Annotated in this window: 13 protein-coding genes and 3 tRNA genes; 11 read left to right on the top strand and 5 right to left on the bottom strand. The window is 50.2% G+C overall.

Annotated features, from left to right (window positions below; all coding sequences use genetic code 11):
- The first annotated feature begins 534 nt into the window (after positions 1 to 534).
- A complete protein-coding gene (locus FCN80_RS04145; RefSeq protein WP_136988641.1) occupies positions 535 to 876 on the top strand; it encodes a hypothetical protein in 342 nt (113 codons plus the stop codon).
- A 307-nt stretch (positions 877 to 1,183) separates the two neighbouring features.
- The gene (locus FCN80_RS04150; RefSeq protein ID WP_136988642.1) at positions 1,184 to 2,215 is read left to right on the top strand and encodes a helix-turn-helix domain-containing protein; all 1,032 of its coding nucleotides are present in this window, start codon (positions 1,184 to 1,186) and stop codon (positions 2,213 to 2,215) included.
- A 696-nt stretch (positions 2,216 to 2,911) separates the two neighbouring features.
- Here the strand turns inward: FCN80_RS04150 and FCN80_RS04155 are convergent.
- Together FCN80_RS04155 and FCN80_RS04160 are read right to left on the bottom strand one after the other, a co-directional pair.
- A complete protein-coding gene (locus FCN80_RS04155; protein WP_136988643.1) occupies positions 2,912 to 3,256 on the bottom strand; it encodes a GlpM family protein in 345 nt (114 codons plus the stop codon).
- Positions 3,257 to 3,379: 123 nt separating this feature from the next.
- Positions 3,380 to 3,604 carry a DUF2594 family protein gene (locus FCN80_RS04160; RefSeq protein WP_136988644.1) on the bottom strand — a complete coding sequence of 75 codons (225 nt, stop codon included), beginning with the start codon at positions 3,602 to 3,604 and terminating at the stop codon, positions 3,380 to 3,382.
- 709 nt (positions 3,605 to 4,313) lie between these two features.
- Here FCN80_RS04160 and uvrY point away from each other — a divergent pair.
- The 6 genes from uvrY (at position 4,314) to FCN80_RS04190 (ending at position 7,895) form a co-directional block, all read left to right on the top strand.
- Positions 4,314 to 4,970 (top strand): UvrY/SirA/GacA family response regulator transcription factor, encoded by a 657-nt coding sequence (gene uvrY / locus FCN80_RS04165; RefSeq protein WP_136988645.1) that lies wholly within the window; start codon positions 4,314 to 4,316, stop codon positions 4,968 to 4,970.
- Positions 4,963 to 6,795, top strand: coding sequence for an excinuclease ABC subunit UvrC (gene uvrC / locus FCN80_RS04170; protein ID WP_136988646.1), 1,833 nt, complete (start codon positions 4,963 to 4,965; stop codon positions 6,793 to 6,795). Before uvrY ends, uvrC begins: the two co-directional genes overlap by 8 nt.
- 59 nt (positions 6,796 to 6,854) lie before the next feature.
- A complete protein-coding gene (gene pgsA, locus FCN80_RS04175) occupies positions 6,855 to 7,403 on the top strand; it encodes a CDP-diacylglycerol--glycerol-3-phosphate 3-phosphatidyltransferase (protein ID WP_136988647.1) in 549 nt (182 codons plus the stop codon).
- A gap of 206 nt (positions 7,404 to 7,609) precedes the next feature.
- Positions 7,610 to 7,684 (top strand) — tRNA-Gly (locus FCN80_RS04180).
- A gap of 34 nt (positions 7,685 to 7,718) precedes the next feature.
- A tRNA-Cys gene (locus FCN80_RS04185) sits at positions 7,719 to 7,792 on the top strand.
- A gap of 17 nt (positions 7,793 to 7,809) precedes the next feature.
- A tRNA-Leu gene (locus FCN80_RS04190) sits at positions 7,810 to 7,895 on the top strand.
- A 353-nt stretch (positions 7,896 to 8,248) separates the two neighbouring features.
- Here the strand turns inward: FCN80_RS04190 and FCN80_RS04195 are convergent.
- The 3 genes from FCN80_RS04195 to FCN80_RS04205 form a co-directional block, all read right to left on the bottom strand.
- Positions 8,249 to 8,530, bottom strand: coding sequence for a HigA family addiction module antitoxin (locus FCN80_RS04195; RefSeq protein ID WP_136988648.1), 282 nt, complete (start codon positions 8,528 to 8,530; stop codon positions 8,249 to 8,251).
- A gap of 10 nt (positions 8,531 to 8,540) precedes the next feature.
- Positions 8,541 to 8,822: a type II toxin-antitoxin system RelE/ParE family toxin gene (locus FCN80_RS04200; protein WP_136988649.1), complete on the bottom strand. Its 282-nt coding sequence runs from the start codon at positions 8,820 to 8,822 to the stop codon at positions 8,541 to 8,543.
- A gap of 197 nt (positions 8,823 to 9,019) precedes the next feature.
- Entirely contained in the window at positions 9,020 to 9,304 is a 285-nt protein-coding gene (locus FCN80_RS04205; RefSeq protein WP_136988650.1) for a hypothetical protein, read from the bottom strand.
- 1,539 nt (positions 9,305 to 10,843) lie between these two features.
- On the opposite strand from FCN80_RS04205, the gene FCN80_RS04210 reads away from it, so the two are divergent.
- From FCN80_RS04210 to FCN80_RS04220, 3 genes are all read left to right on the top strand, one after another.
- A complete protein-coding gene (locus FCN80_RS04210) occupies positions 10,844 to 13,450 on the top strand; it encodes a sigma 54-interacting transcriptional regulator (protein ID WP_136988651.1) in 2,607 nt (868 codons plus the stop codon).
- Positions 13,451 to 13,635: 185 nt separating this feature from the next.
- Entirely contained in the window at positions 13,636 to 14,115 is a 480-nt protein-coding gene (locus tag FCN80_RS04215; RefSeq protein ID WP_136988652.1) for a PTS sugar transporter subunit IIA, read from the top strand.
- The gene (locus FCN80_RS04220; RefSeq protein ID WP_136988653.1) at positions 14,112 to 15,284 is read left to right on the top strand and encodes a glycoside hydrolase family 88 protein; all 1,173 of its coding nucleotides are present in this window, start codon (positions 14,112 to 14,114) and stop codon (positions 15,282 to 15,284) included. The genes FCN80_RS04215 and FCN80_RS04220 overlap by 4 nt, the downstream gene beginning before the upstream one ends.
- Positions 15,285 to 15,289 lie beyond the last annotated feature (5 nt).

A 15,289-nucleotide genomic window follows, 5' to 3' on the forward strand; every position in this document is an offset into this window, starting at 1 on the left:
TAAAAATCACTCACTTGAACTGTGATCATTAATTCCCCCCTTGCAGTTTTTCAAAATGGGCCTACAATAAGGCCCACAGTGATAGAGTGTTGTGTGATTTTATCTTGTTTTTCAGGAAGTTATAGTCCGAATCAGGATTCTACACGACCCACCAACAATTCTTTGCGTTAATACCTCTCCTGCTTTCACATTCAGTCTAATTCCATCAATCAGCATAATATTAATAAATTCCAGCATCATCGTTGATGGTATGGACGGGTGATTCTAGCCGATTTGCCTTTATACTCGTCATACTTCAAGTTGCCTCTTTGTTGGCTGTGTTCTCTCACCCCAGTCACATCGTGATCTATGCTCCTGGGGACTTGCTCACTTGCCGCCGCGATGCCACTTGAAGTATTAAGGGTATATACTGCGAACATGCTGTGTTGTATCGTGGCAGTCGTTGCGGTTTTAACGCATAAAACCGGCATCCTCACTGTTTTTGCAGTTTTGCAAGGCTAATATACCGGATGCGAACTCATTAGGGGCGGGTCTATGAAGAGACTGATGTGCGGACTGTTGCTGGCGGCATTCTCGGCGGGGTGTTTCGCCCATATCACTTACACGCCGGATGCGCTAAACGCCATGTATGCGAAAGGGCGGTTGCCTAAAACCGGGCCGGTGGTCATGGAAAAGCATTCAACCATGGATTTCGGTGAGTGCCGCGCCCAGGCCAATAAGCAGTATGCTGGCTACGCTTCCCGTTTGCCTGCCCGAATCGTGGTCGATTCCGGGGTGCTCTATATTCTCAAGATCTGGCAGGTCGATGGTATGAAAGTGGTGACCTGTTCTCGCTCCGAGGGTTCACGCTTCGTCACGCGCGCTGAATATCAATAGAATGGGGAAAACAGTGGATAATAAAAGTAAGGGTCAATAATGTAGTTTATGATGCTGTGTATAAATTTGTTATATTGTCTAATATTCTCTCTTTCTTATGAAATCTAGGGCTTCGCTTTTTTCTTACCGCCTGCCGCACGAGGTAATAACTAAAGAGTATGATATAATTTTTTCTTGAAAATCATAATTTTGAAAGTTGATAAAGTTCATTTCCATAAGAAATTTCTTAAAGTGGATTTAAGTCATACAAGTTTCTTAGATAGCCTATTACTATAGAAAATCAAAATGGTTATCCGAAAAATCACCTATGACTAATCGCAATGGTCGCATCATCTATGACCAATCTTTGTCCACGGAAGGGATAACGTCGAAAGTCGAACGCTGGCGTTCAGGTATAAACGCGGCGTTGCTCGAATCAGATTTTACTCGATCACAGGCGGAGTTGTTCACTTGGAGTGTCGAGGCCCATCATTTTGATGTTTTCATCTGCGGCCAGATCAAGTCCAGTGAGCAGCAACTGGTCAATCTCCCGCATAAATATGATAACTTAAATGATCATTTTATTTTGATGATAATGCTGGAAGGCGGCATGGCGGGTTCGGTCGGCCGGTCATCCGTAGAAATTGAGGCAGGTGACATTATCCTCTTGGATTTGCTGCAGCCGATCAAACTGCAATTCAAAGCCGGCAAGCATTCCCGTTACATCAATGTGCTGTATGTGGTATTCCCCCGGACCTTACTGGTTGAACTGGATAATAGCAGCCAATTACATGGCAAGATCATCCGCCAGAAAGAGTTTCTCAGTCGGCTTATCGCCTCAAATGTCACGGCGCTGATGAGTCACAGCGCCAGCTTGCCCAACAGCGAAATCAATAAAACCGCCCGACCGGTCATCGATTTTATCATTAGCGCCATCAGAGCTTCGTACGCACCGCTCCAGCCGCTGGTTATGGATGTCCGGTTGCATCTTATCACCCGCATTTGCGATTTCATCCAGGAAAACCTGCGCTTGCCGGCCTTGGCCCCGGAATTGATCTGCCAGAAATTCGGCCTTTCGCGTTCTTCGCTGTATCGATTATTCGAGCCGTTCGGTGGTATCGTGGCTCATATCCGCAAAAAAAGGATAGTGGCGGCAACCCGAATGTTGCTTAACCCGCATTATCGTGCGTGGAAAATCGCTGAAATTGCCTACTATTGGCAGTTCGAGCCTTCCACTTTCAACCGGTTGTTTTTGGCGGCTTACGATATCACGCCTAACCAGGCCCGCAAGGATCAGCTTGATCTTTGGGCCCTGGAAAGCATGAATGAGTCTCAAGTGATCTGGCTCAGCTCGTTGTAGATTCCCTTGCCGATATCGGCCGGCGATGCAAAGGGGACTTTTCCCTTGGTTGGCGGGGCCGCCGGGCTTATCCGCCGATGCTGTTCGCCGGGCAATATCCCAAGCCGCCTAAGGCGCGGCGGTTGGACCGCAAGTACAATTGATCAAACTGCTGCACGTGCACGTGCCGACTTTTTGCGGGCTGCCCTGAGGTACCGGTGCTGTGGTCTGCCTCGGCTCGACACAGCCGGATAAAACCATGCCGCTGAGCGCCAGAGAAATGTAAAAAATTATCCTATACATACTTCACTCCTGTGTTTTTATTGGATATTGGCTCCAGATAATTCAAGCGGCATTGCCGCGGCAAATGAATAACAGATCCGCCTGGGACGACAGCGGACCGCCAACGGCGGGCGGAATTCCTTTTCCGGTGAACGAGATGTATTCGTGTCGCCTGACATTTTGCCTTATCAAGGCCGCTATTCTAAAACTCCTTCGCGTTGCGCGAAGACGGTAAACCGGGAGATCGCTGGTAGTGCTGTGGTGCAGATTCCAGGGGACCAGACTTGAGCGCGCGGCAAGTAGACAGACGGTTTGCTGGATTGCGGGGGTTACCGCGCGTAATACTCGCTAGAAGAGTATAGATGAGCTGGCGAATTTTACGGCAACTATCTTATTGGATTTTCGATAAGAAAATAGGATGGCGGAATGGGGGGATCACGCCAGCCCGTACCAGCGGCGCCATACCACAATCAGTATCCAGGCCGTGAGCGACCAGCAAACGACCGCGCTTGCCAATGCATAGGGCAACCGAAGCGTACCGACGAACAGATATAGCGACGCGAGGTAGAACAGATAAGGGATGACCGCCCACAAGCCGAAGACAATGGTTGTTCTGAGCGCCTCAATGCCGCGCTCGGCGCCCACGATATAATGGGTGATGAGTGCAAAGGTGGGAAAGAGCGGTATCAGTCCGGCGAGATAGTAATTTCGCGTTTTGGACATCACCGCGATGAGACAGACTACTGCCGCGCCCACTAATGCTTTAAGCAACAGACTCATTCCATCGACCTGCTAAAATATCTGGTTATGACGGCACTGTAACATGAAAAAGTTCAGGTTTCACCCTGCCGCCGGCTGTAGGCGCGGCAGGAGTGGGCAGCGGCAAGGCGGGCGATGGACGGATTACTGCCGATAGGCGTGTTTGATCTGCTTGACGGTATTATCGAACACCTCGGCTTGGGCGGGATCGTCGAGAGAGGCGATGTATTTTTCCATTTTAATGATAACCTTGCCGGCATCGGCCTGGCCCATGGCTTTGAGGATCAGGGTCAGCATCCCCTTAAGACAATTGACTTCCTGCGCCAGGGTATCGGTGTTGCTGTCGGTGGTAAACTCTACATTCCCCATCGGGGTCTCCTCGTTGTTATGCTTAACTGTGCGCTTAATCAGTGCCGGTATGTTGTTGGGCGGTAGCCATCGGCGCGGTTTCGGGGCCGGCGGCTACCACTAGCGATTTTTCACACATGAAGTGAGGCGAGTATATCAGGTTTTGCCAGAAAATTTTAACCTATCGCAGCGTTGCGTTATGCCGCGGCGAAATTGACGAAAGAGGGGATAAATACCTTCGTTGGATTTATACCGGCGGCATATCAAGACCGGCGAAACGGCGCCGCCGTTTATTCCGATTTGGCGACAAAAGGGTGATTAAAACGAATAACGTATTGAAAAGCATTATTTATTAACAAAAAAGCTTTAACATTAAATGCGTAATAATCTGTAAAAGATGATTCTTTTAATAACTCATTGTATTAATTATATTTTTACTATTAATATATTGATGATTTTTCAGGCAAAATTATATCCGCTGTAAGTCGAAACGTCTTACCGACCGGGCAGATACATACACAATCAGGTCTGGCGGTCAATCGATTTCGCCTGAATTTCTTGCGGCTCGGCGCGCTGCCCGCCTGAAATGGCGGCCACCAAAGCACTAGGGCGATATTTTTAATGTATTGGCGGATAATTCATATTCATTTTTCCTCCGAAAAGCAGTAATATAGGGCTATAAATATCCGACTCGCTTTTACACCACGCCCCTTTTTTTGGAGATTTTTCTTTGATAAGCGTTTTTCTTGTTGATGATCACGAATTGGTGCGTGCAGGGATACGACGCATTCTTGAGGATATCAAAGGCTTCAAAGTCGTTGGAGAAGCGCAGTGTGGTGAAGACGCGGTAAAATGGTGCCGGAACAACTGCGTAAACGTTGTGTTGATGGATATGAATATGCCGGGAATCGGCGGACTTGAGGCGACACGCAAAATCATCCGTTTTTCTCCCGATACCAAAGTTATCATGCTCACGATACATACCGAAAATCCATTGCCCGCAAAAGTCATGCAAGCGGGCGCGTCCGGCTATCTGAGCAAAGCCGCCGCCCCGCAGGAAGTCATCTGCGCCATCCGCTCCGTCAATGCCGGAAAACGTTACATCGCCTCGGATATCGCCCAGCAGATGGCTTTGAGCCAGCTTGAGCCGCAAGCCGAAACGCCCTTTGAATGCCTGTCCGAGCGTGAGTTGCAGATTATGCTGATGATCACCAAAGGGCAAAAGGTCAACGAAATTTCCGAACAACTCAATTTGAGTCCGAAGACGGTGAACAGTTACCGCTATCGCATGTTTAATAAACTCAATATTGGCGGCGATGTGGAACTGACCCATCTGGCCATACGCCACGGGCTGTTCAACGCGGAGACACTGACAAGTAGTGATTGAACGTTTTAACGCCAAGCAATTTTTAAAAACCGTCACCAGCCAGCCCGGCGTCTACCGCATGTATGACGCTAATGAAACCGTTATCTACGTTGGCAAGGCCAAGGATTTGAAAAAACGCCTTGCCAGCTATTTTCGTCAACAGGTGGGCAGCCGGAAAACCGAAGCGCTGGTAAAAAGCATCGCGCAAATTGATGTCACTATCACGCATACCGAGACGGAAGCGTTGTTGCTTGAGCATAACTACATAAAGCTATATCAGCCCCGTTATAATGTGTTGCTGCGGGACGATAAGTCTTATCCGCTGATTTTCCTGAGCGCCGATACGCATCCTCGCCTGGCGTTTCACCGTGGTGCCAAACATGCCAAGGGCGAATATTTCGGCCCGTTTCCCAATGGCTATGCCGTCAGGGAAACCCTGGCGTTGCTACAAAAGCTGTTCCCGATACGGCAATGCGAGGACAGCGTATACCGCAACCGGTCACGACCGTGCCTGCAGTTCCAGATTGGCCGGTGCCTTGGACCTTGCGTCAATGGGTTGGTAAGCGACGAAGAATATCGCCGGCAAGTCGATTATGTGCGTCTGTTTCTCTCCGGCAAGGATCAGCAAGTGCTTGAACGACTGGTCGAGCGTATGGAAATCGCCAGTCGGGCGCTGAATTTCGAAGAGGCGGCGCGCGCGCGCGATCAGATCCAAGCGGTTAGGCGCGTGACGGAAAAACAGTTCGTGACGGGCAGTCATGAAGATCTGGATGTGATTGGCGTGGCGTTCGAAGCCGGTATGGCTTGTGTTCACGTCTTATTTATCCGGCAGGGCAAAGTGCTGGGTAGCCGCAGTTACTTTCCCAAAGTACCGGTTGGCACCGAACTTGCCGAGGTGGTTCAGACATTCGTCGGCCAATTTTATTTGCAAGGTAGCCAGATGCGGACCCTGCCCGGTGAAATCCTGCTAGACTTCTCCCTGCCGGAAAAGGACATCCTGGCCGATTCGCTCAGCGAACTGGCGGGGCGGCGGATTCATATACAAACGCACCCACGCGGCGACCGGGCCCGTTACCTAAAATTGGCGCGGACCAACGCGGGTACCGCTCTGGTGACGAAGTTGTCGCAGCAGTCCACCATCCATCAACGATTGCAGGCTCTGGCGGAACTGCTGGGCATCGAGGCGGTGAATCGAATGGAATGCTTTGATATCAGCCATACCATGGGTGAGCAGACCATCGCGTCCTGCGTGGTATTTGATTCCAATGGCCCCATGCGGGCCGAATACCGGCGTTTTAACATCGAGGGCATCACCCCTGGGGATGATTATGCCGCCATGACCCAGGTGCTGCGTCGCCGTTATGGAAAGGCGTTGGAGGTCGACAAAATACCGGACGTGGTGATTATCGATGGCGGTAAGGGCCAGTTGGGCATGGCGACTGAGGTTTTCGCAAGCCTTGATGTTCCCTGGGACAAATCCCGGGTGATCCTGCTTGGCGTGGCGAAAGGGACGGATCGCAAGGCCGGTTTGGAGACGTTATTTTTAAAACCGCACGGGGAAGGGATTGCATTGCCGCCGGATTCTCCCGCGTTGCATGTGATACAGCATATTCGCGATGATTCGCACAACCATGCCATTACCGGGCATCGCAATAAACGCGCCAAGGTCAAAAACACCAGCGCGTTGGAATCCATCGAAGGCGTGGGGCCTAAGCGTCGTCAGACCCTATTGAAATACATGGGCGGTTTGCAGCCATTGAAGAACGCCAGCCTTGAGGAAATCGCCAGAGTACCGGGCATTTCGAGCGCCTTGGCAGAAAAAATATTTAATGCGTTGAAACACTAGCGGTAATGTAGCAACATACTCGTTAATTTCACTCCAGCCAGACAGTTAACCAAAGTGCTATGCAATTTAATATACCGACTTGGCTTACGTTGTTGCGTGTCGTGATGATACCTTTTTTCGTGCTGGCGTTTTATCTGCCTTTCCATTGGGCGCCGCTGGTCTGCGCCTTGATTTTTATCCTGGCGGCGGTCACGGACTGGTTCGATGGGTTTCTTGCCCGCCGCTGGAAGCAGACCACGCGTTTCGGCGCCTTTCTTGATCCCGTGGCGGACAAGGTCATGGTGGCGATAGCCTTGGTTCTGGTGGCCGAGCATTTTCACGCCTGGTGGATCACCTTGCCGGCGGCGACAATGATTGCGCGGGAAATTATCATCTCCGCCTTGCGTGAATGGATGGCGGAAATCGGTAAGCGCAGCAGTGTCGCGGTGTCCTGGATAGGCAAAGTGAAGACGACCGCGCAAATGTTGGCGCTGGTGGCCTTATTGTGGCGTCCGGATCAGTGGGTGGCCGGTATCGGCATTGTTGCCCTGTATGTTGCGGCGGTGCTGACGTTTTGGTCAATGTTCCACTATCTGCGGGCGGCTCGCGACGATTTGTTTGAACACTGATCGAAGCGCCGTAAAAAGCAACAATCGGGTACCGTGACGTCATAATTGTGTTGACTCACAACGTCAGGTCAGTAGAATGCATCGCATCGAAAGCAACGGGGCAAGTTGCTGAAAGTTATTCTTAAAGATTATCTTCATGATTATCTGATAGATAGAGACAAAAGCAGTGGCAGTGGTCGCTGATTTGTCAAGCCGTTTTCATTGATGCGGGAATAGCTCAGTGGTAGAGCACAACCTTGCCAAGGTTGGGGTCGCGAGTTCGAGCCTCGTTTCCCGCTCCAAATGACTAACGAGCCTTGTTAACAAGGCAGCAAAGGCGCGTTGGCAGAGTGGCCATGCAGCGGATTGCAAATCCGTCCACCTCGGTTCGACTCCGGGACGCGCCTCCATTTTGGCATTTCCCAACGCCCGGGTGGTGGAATCGGTAGACACAAGGGATTTAAAATCCCTCGGCCTTTGGCTGTACGGGTTCAAGTCCCGTCCCGGGTACCAAGCCAGAATTCACAATCAAAACAAAGCAGTGCGAATAAATTGATACCGCCAAAAGGCGGTTTTTTTATGACCAAAATACACCGTTCCTAATATCCTTCCTAAAATCATTTTTGCGTGTTGAATGACCGGGTACGCTGGTGCATAGAGTTGTTCAACTCTGCCGTCTATTTCACGCTAATTGATGAACTCTGTCGCGAAAATTCAAAAAAAAGCAAAAAAGAGTTGCAAACGAGTTTTGAAAATGCATAATTCGATTTTGCTTCGCAAAGCTATGTTCGCAAGCGACAAAACAAAATAACCCGCCATAGCGCGGGTTTTTGCATTCTGGATGACCCACAAAATGTGAACGTATACTACGAATGTGCGACGATAGGTTTAACAGCGGGACGCGTCGTCTGGGATGCAATCCATAACTCATATTGTGACTGCATTCCCGTCCACATTTCCGCACTGGTGCCGAGTGCAGACTCTAAACGTAGCGCCATATCGGCACTAATCCCCGTACTGCCATTCAAAATGCGGGACAGCGAGGTACGCGTGACGCCTAATGCCTGGGCAGCCTCCGTTACAGAGATATCGCCAAGGTATTCCCGTAATACAGCCCCTGGATGGGCCGGGTTATGCATTCTGGTCATGATATAGCCCTCAGTGATAATCCTGATAATCGACGAGGATCGCGTCTTCGCCTTCAAATTTAAATGTTAATCGCCAATTCCCGTTTACTGATATAGCCCAATGTCCGGCGAGAGCAGAGCCCTTTAGTGGGTGCAATTTCCATCCCGGGGCGCTCATATCTTCTGGGCGTTTGGCGGTATTCAAAGCGGTCAGTTGTATTTGCAGCTTTATGGCATGTTTTGCTTGGATGCCGGCCGTTGAACCGGTCGCAAAAAATTTTTCAATCCCTTTGTGCCGAAAGCTCTTAATCATTGCTGTCGCCCTGTGCGCTGTATAGTTACACTATACATCTATGGGCGAATTAGTCAACCGCTTATTTAGCGGCTTGCATAACACGGCCTTTCTTTTTCCAGCCTGCCTCGGATTTCCCCAGTACCAGTTATGGCAGGCCATTTTTATCCCTGCATGAACACCACCGACACATCTCCGGAATCGGCCAATTGCCTATTTTAGAATCGCTCGACCCGACCAGATGCCATCCCCTGAATGTTACCGCGCCTAAAATGGATTGGGCTTCCTCTCCGGAACACATTCCCAGGCTTATTGCAATTGTCGGCATTTTCAACAACAGAAATAACCCCTTGATAGATATCATCATCGATGGTGGTTATTTTAACACTCAATTTATAACGTTCAGGGGGGTCTCCCAACGGAAAGGAAATCAGGGCGACACAGTCATTGATATGAAATTCCCCACACAAAGGCAGTGGCGCTTCTTGAAAATTTTCGGCCATGATTTTACCTCCAGTAACATATCATGATAATAATTTATCAGAAGTTTCAGGTGGTTCAGTGTGACGGGACTCGAAATAAATTAAATACGTGGAGTTAACGCTATCGCTACCTCGCCCGTCGAGCGGTAAGCCGCACGGCATGCCTGGGCAACCGTTGCCGGCATCCATATTGTGGGGCTCCACCTGTCTGCTCCTGCAAGGCGTCGGCTTGACTGTGTGCTGTCCAGCCCATGAATGCCTGAAAATACCTTTTCAGATTATCAATGTGTTCGATGATGTACCCGCGCCCCATGGCATGAATACGTATAGACCTCAAAATTTATGTTAACCCAACTATGATGAAGGCTATTTTGCAAAATAATAGTGCCACATGATCTGGTGGGGAAACTAACTTGTGAGTTATCCTCTAGACTTGAAGATTCCATTACCCAAAATTGAGGAATATATATTATTTTATACTCTAAATAATTCAAGTTGCATCGCGGCGGCAAGGGAGTCAGTCCCCAGGAGCATAGATCACGATGTGACTGGGGCGAGCAAGCGCAGCCAACAAAGAGGCAGCTTGAAGTATGGCGAGTATAACAGGAAACAGTCTGAAAACCTTTGCGAAACGGCCTAACACGCTTTTTCGTTTAATGAATATGCAAATTTTTACCCATCACAGCGCGTGATCCGGTTTTAGTCGAAAAATCCCAGGGGATGAATTAAAAGTCACCTTCATGGCAGGCGTGCTTATGTCCTGATTGAGGTTGCTGATGAAGACGAAAAAAAAGCCAGCATAAAGCTGGCAAGTCAATGCATAGGAATCGCAAGCCACTGCAAAGAAAATACGAGCTTACTACTCGCACAAATACGGTGAGGCTCTAGAGAGCCGAGTACACCATAGCGAAGCGGCGATTGCATGTAAAGCAATCAACGGACATCTATCCATAGAGATGGCCTATTGGCGGCCTGGTTTGTTTTGCCCGCCGATTTTACTTGAATATCAGAACGTCGTGGACATGAACTATTACTGTCTGACAGGGATATTCTGGCGCATGACACTGGCTGGCCCGAAACAGCGCCCAACACCTGTCATGCTTAGCCTGAAGCGCGAGCCGGCAAAAAAGCGAAAAAAAGATCGCCAATAGCACAAAACCCGGTCCCTCATATTTCTTTTTCGTTGCGACTTCGACACTGTCCGCTCCCGAGCTGGACAGCCCCAGGCTACCTGAAATCGCTTTATCAAATTCGACCCGACCGGAAAAAACGTAAGCTGAAAGGCACGTTTATTGGATAATTTTTATCTATAAAACAGAGTATTATAAATCTTGAGTCATAAAACTTATCTGTACGCCCGCGTGTGGATGGCATGGTATTCATGCAAAGCGTGGGTGACCGCGGATTGTCTTTGAGATGTGACAAAGATCATAAACCATTTGAAACAAGGTTTCATTTATAAGAAAACCGCGACACAGTAGCAAGTGTCGAATGAATAATCTTAGTGTCTAGTGTCGAAAAAATTTTTGCCATCTTCGATACTGTTTATGGATCGTCATCATGACCACATCAGCAAAAGAAAAACTATTTCAGGATATCCTGCGGCATTACGCCGGTAAACAAGGCGGATTCACCGCGCAGGATTGTGCGGATTTTGTTGCGGTTAACCGTAGCGTGATAAGCCATTATCTCAATCGCCTGTGTGAAGACGGAAAGCTCGCCAAGGAGAATACCCGTCCGGTGCGTTTTTATGTCCGCACTCCCAGTGCGCCGGTTGTCAACACTCATGTTAATAAAAAAACGGCGGACGTCTTTTCCCGCCTGATTGGCGCCGAGGGTAGCCTGGCGCAGGCCGTGTCATTGTGCCGTTCAGCGGTGGATTATCCCACCGAAGGATTGCCCGTGTTACTGGCGGGAGAAAGTGGCGTCGGTAAAAGCCATCTTGCCAATCTGCTATACCACTATGCTCTTGAACGCGGTGTTATCGCGGCGGATAAACCGTTTATCGAATTGAATTGCGCCGATTACGCCAATAATCCCGAGTTGTTGTCCGGTACGCTATTTGGCTATATCAAAGGGGCCTTTACCGGCGCCGACCGCGAAAAACGCGGCGCGTTCGACGATGCGGATGGCGGATTCCTGTTTCTTGATGAAGTACATAGGCTATCGGCGGAGAACCAGGAAAAACTGTTCCTGTTTATGGATAAAGGCTATTTCTATCGTTTGGGGGATAACCGTACCCGCCATCCCGCCGTTATCCGATTTATCTTCGCCACCACCGAAAATATTGATACTACATTGTTGAATACCTTTCGCCGTCGGATCCCGGTACGTGTCACATTGCCTAATTTTATTTCCCGGCCTCTGACGGAGCGGGTGGCTCAGGTAGAACATTTTCTGCGTAGCGAAGCGCGCAATCTGGCGCGGGATATCCGCTTGGACGCGGAGTTGCTGCACCAACTGGTGATGTCGCCGGTCAGGGGCAACATCGGCGAACTTAAAAACCAGATCAAAGTGATGTGCGCCAGCGCCTGGAGCAAAAGCGACAATCCCCGTGACTTGACGCTGTCTTCATCATATCGCCATTCGGACGATGAAAAGGCCATGCTGATTTCGCACGCCGATGGCCCATCGGCTATGGATGTGGCGGACTTGTTGCCGAAAGCCATGCGCGACGATGTTATTTTTCGGGAGTTTTGTCATAGCGGTAACGTACTTTTGCTCAATCGCAAACTGGAACAACTGCTGACGTCGGTTTATGGGATCCTGGATGCGCAATCCCTTTACAGCGGCTATCTTTGGCGCAATACCCTGTGTGCCGTTGACGAACTGGAGAGTCTGACCGGATTGGTCTTTGACCAGGACCAACGTAAAGGGATTTGGCTTTGTCTTAATTACGCGTTGTATTGCCATGAGGAAAAAGCGCAATCCGCGGAATTCGGCGCGATTACCGATTATGTTTCCGGTAAAGCGCGCCTGCTGGCCGGCGAATGCCTGGCCCTATTGCGACAATATGCAGCCGATGCGCCGTTGTCGCTGCTTTTCCCACTGCTGTGCAGCGCATTCAACGCCCTGGCCGGAGACGATGATTTGATCCAGGCGGTGATTGTTTCCCATGGCCGTTCGACGGCCTCAAGCTTGGCCAGTATCGCCAATCAGCTGACGGGGGGCTATATATTCAAGGCGTTCGATATGCCCAATGCCACCTCTACACGCGATATGATCGATATGCTTATTGAACATCTCGATATCATTAAGCAAAGCGCCGGGCTTATCATCTTGGTCGATATGGGTTCGCTTAAGGAAATTTATGAGGAGATAAAGCTCCATGTCCATGGGGAGCTGTTGGTCATTAATAATGTCAGTACCGCCATGGCGCTGGATATAGCGTCGAAAATACAGCAACGTCTGTCGATGGAGGAGATAATTGCAAGCGCCAAGGGCGCTTATGAAGTAGAAACACGATACTATGCCGGCATATTGCCGGGTAACAAGATTATCATTTCTTGTATCTCCGGCGAGGGCATTTCCCGCAAGCTTAAAGATATCGTCCAGCGTTATCTGGCGCGGGATGAAATCGATATCGTTACCATGGAATATGACGACGTGAAATGGAAAGTCACCCATGCGGATCCGGCACTTAATGGAACACGGCTTATCATTACCACCACCGACATTGAGGGGGTTTATATTCCGTTATTGAATGTGGAGCAATTAATCAAAGAAAAAACCGCGGTACTGCGCCGGGATTATTTCGCTGATTTGCTCATCGAAGGTGGTCTGGAGCCAATGATCGAAGAAGTAGTGAAACTCTTTACCATTGAGGGGGTCGCCGGTAGGCTGAATTTCCTCAACCCGGTGGTAATTATCGATGAGGTCGAGTCGGTTATCAAGCAATATGAATCTTTCTATAAAATACATTTTGAAAGCTACCTGCGTATTAATTTGTTCGCCCATATCGCGCTAATGATTGAGCGCGTTATGGTTAACGCGGGTATGCGAAATCGCGATGAGGTGGTATTAACGCAGGAGCAGCGTGCCTTTGTCGATACGCACGACACCTTTTTCCAGGCCCTCAATCGCAAATACCGCATCACATTACCCCTCACCGAAGTGTTGATGATCTACGAGATTCTGGAGCCTTGGATCGTCGCGCCGGCAAATTGACCACTTTCCCAAGGCGGCCTGAAGCAGGCCGCCGCCGTTTAGACGCTAGGTTTTTTCTTTGTTTCAACACAGCGGGAAGCGTCGAATTTATTTTATAACTTATTGTTTTATATGAATAAAATTAATATGGCACAGCTATTGCAAAATAAGCGAGCAGGTTATTTACATCATTCAAGGAAAGGGGAATGCGAGAAGTCTTTATCGCGAGCCACGGTCAGTATGCCGCAGGCATTGTTTCGGGGCTCGATTTACTGATCGGTAACGATCACGGGGTTACCCCCATTTGCGTCTATTGCGGCGGTATCGGTTCAACAGCCGAGCTGGCGCAACATTTTCATGGATTGGCCCTGGCGGCGGCGGGCCGAGGCAACGAACTGGTGATGTTTACCGATATGCAAGGCGGTAGCGTCAATAATACGGCGATTCAGGTCATGGTGGAATACCCCCATATGCATGTGGTGAGCGGAGCGAATCTGATCATGCTGATGGAATTTTGTTTGTCGGAACAGCGTGAGACCGGGGCGCGCATCCTTGATGCCATACCCATGGCGACCCAGGCTATGCAATACATGAATCAGGTGCCGGAAATCGCCGCCGCGCGTCGCAACCTGTTCGACCCCATGCGGGGTGATGACGACTTTTTTGCCGGGGAGGAGACGCGATGACCATGCTTGAGACGCTGGATCCAAGATATGGCGGGTCTCAGCCGCCATTGACGCCGGAATGGCTGCGTTCGGCGTTAGACGAGGTTATCACGAACCTCGAGAGGATGTTGCCGCGTTTTTGCGATGCTTTTCCATCGGCCAGCGCCGAGGCGGGATATTATGCCAAGGCGATGAAGCCGGACTGGACCGAGGGTTTCTGGACCGGGATGTTGTGGCTGGCGTGGGAAGTCACCGGCGACGAGAAGTTCCGTCTTGTTGCGCAGCGGCGACTGGACGATTTCGCCAAACGCCTTGAAGAGCACATTAACGTCGATACCCATGATCTGGGTTTTTTATATCAACTTTCCTGCGTTAACGCCTGGAAACTCACTGGAAATATCCGTGCCCGCGAACTGGCGTTGCGCGCGGCGGAATTATTGTACCGTCGCTTTAATCCCGTCGCGGGGGTTATCCAGGCATGGGGGGATTTAAGTGATCCGGCGCGGCAGGGACGGATGATTATCGACTGCAATCTCAATTTGCCATTGTTGTTCTGGGGCGCGGATCAGACCGGCAACCGGACATGGCGGGAAGCGGCACGGCAGCATCTGGCGCAAGCCGCGCGCTATCTGGTACGGGCCGACGCCTCCACTTTTCATACTTATTATATTGACGTCGGCAGCGGGCGCCCGCTACGCGGCGATACCCATCAGGGGTTCAGCGATGACTCGTGCTGGTCTCGCGGGCAGGCCTGGGGAATCTACGGCTTTGCACTGGGTTTTAATCATACGGGCGACGCGGCATTGCCGGCATTGGCACGTAAACTGGCCCATTATTTCCTTAATCGCCTACCGGACGATTTTGTCTGCTACTGGGATTTGATTTTCAAGGAGGAGGATCATGCGTTGCGCGACACCTCCGCTACCGCCATCGCCGTATGCGGCCTGGCCGAGCTCTTAAAACAATTGCCGCTCAGCGATGAACTTCGCCCGGCCTACCTGAATGCGGTCGGTCTGATGATGCGCAACTTACGGCAGCGTTATTTCGCCCATGGCCAGGATGGACTCCTGCGCGAGGGTCTTTATAACTTTGGCCGCGACATGGGCATCAATGTGCCGAATCTTTGGGGCGACTACTTTTATTTCGAAGCGCTGGTGCGCTTATCGCGAATCTGGGCACCCTACTGGTAAAAAAA

This window comes from Martelella alba, from assembly GCF_005217455.1.
Lineage (GTDB): Bacteria > Pseudomonadota > Gammaproteobacteria > Enterobacterales > Enterobacteriaceae > Acerihabitans.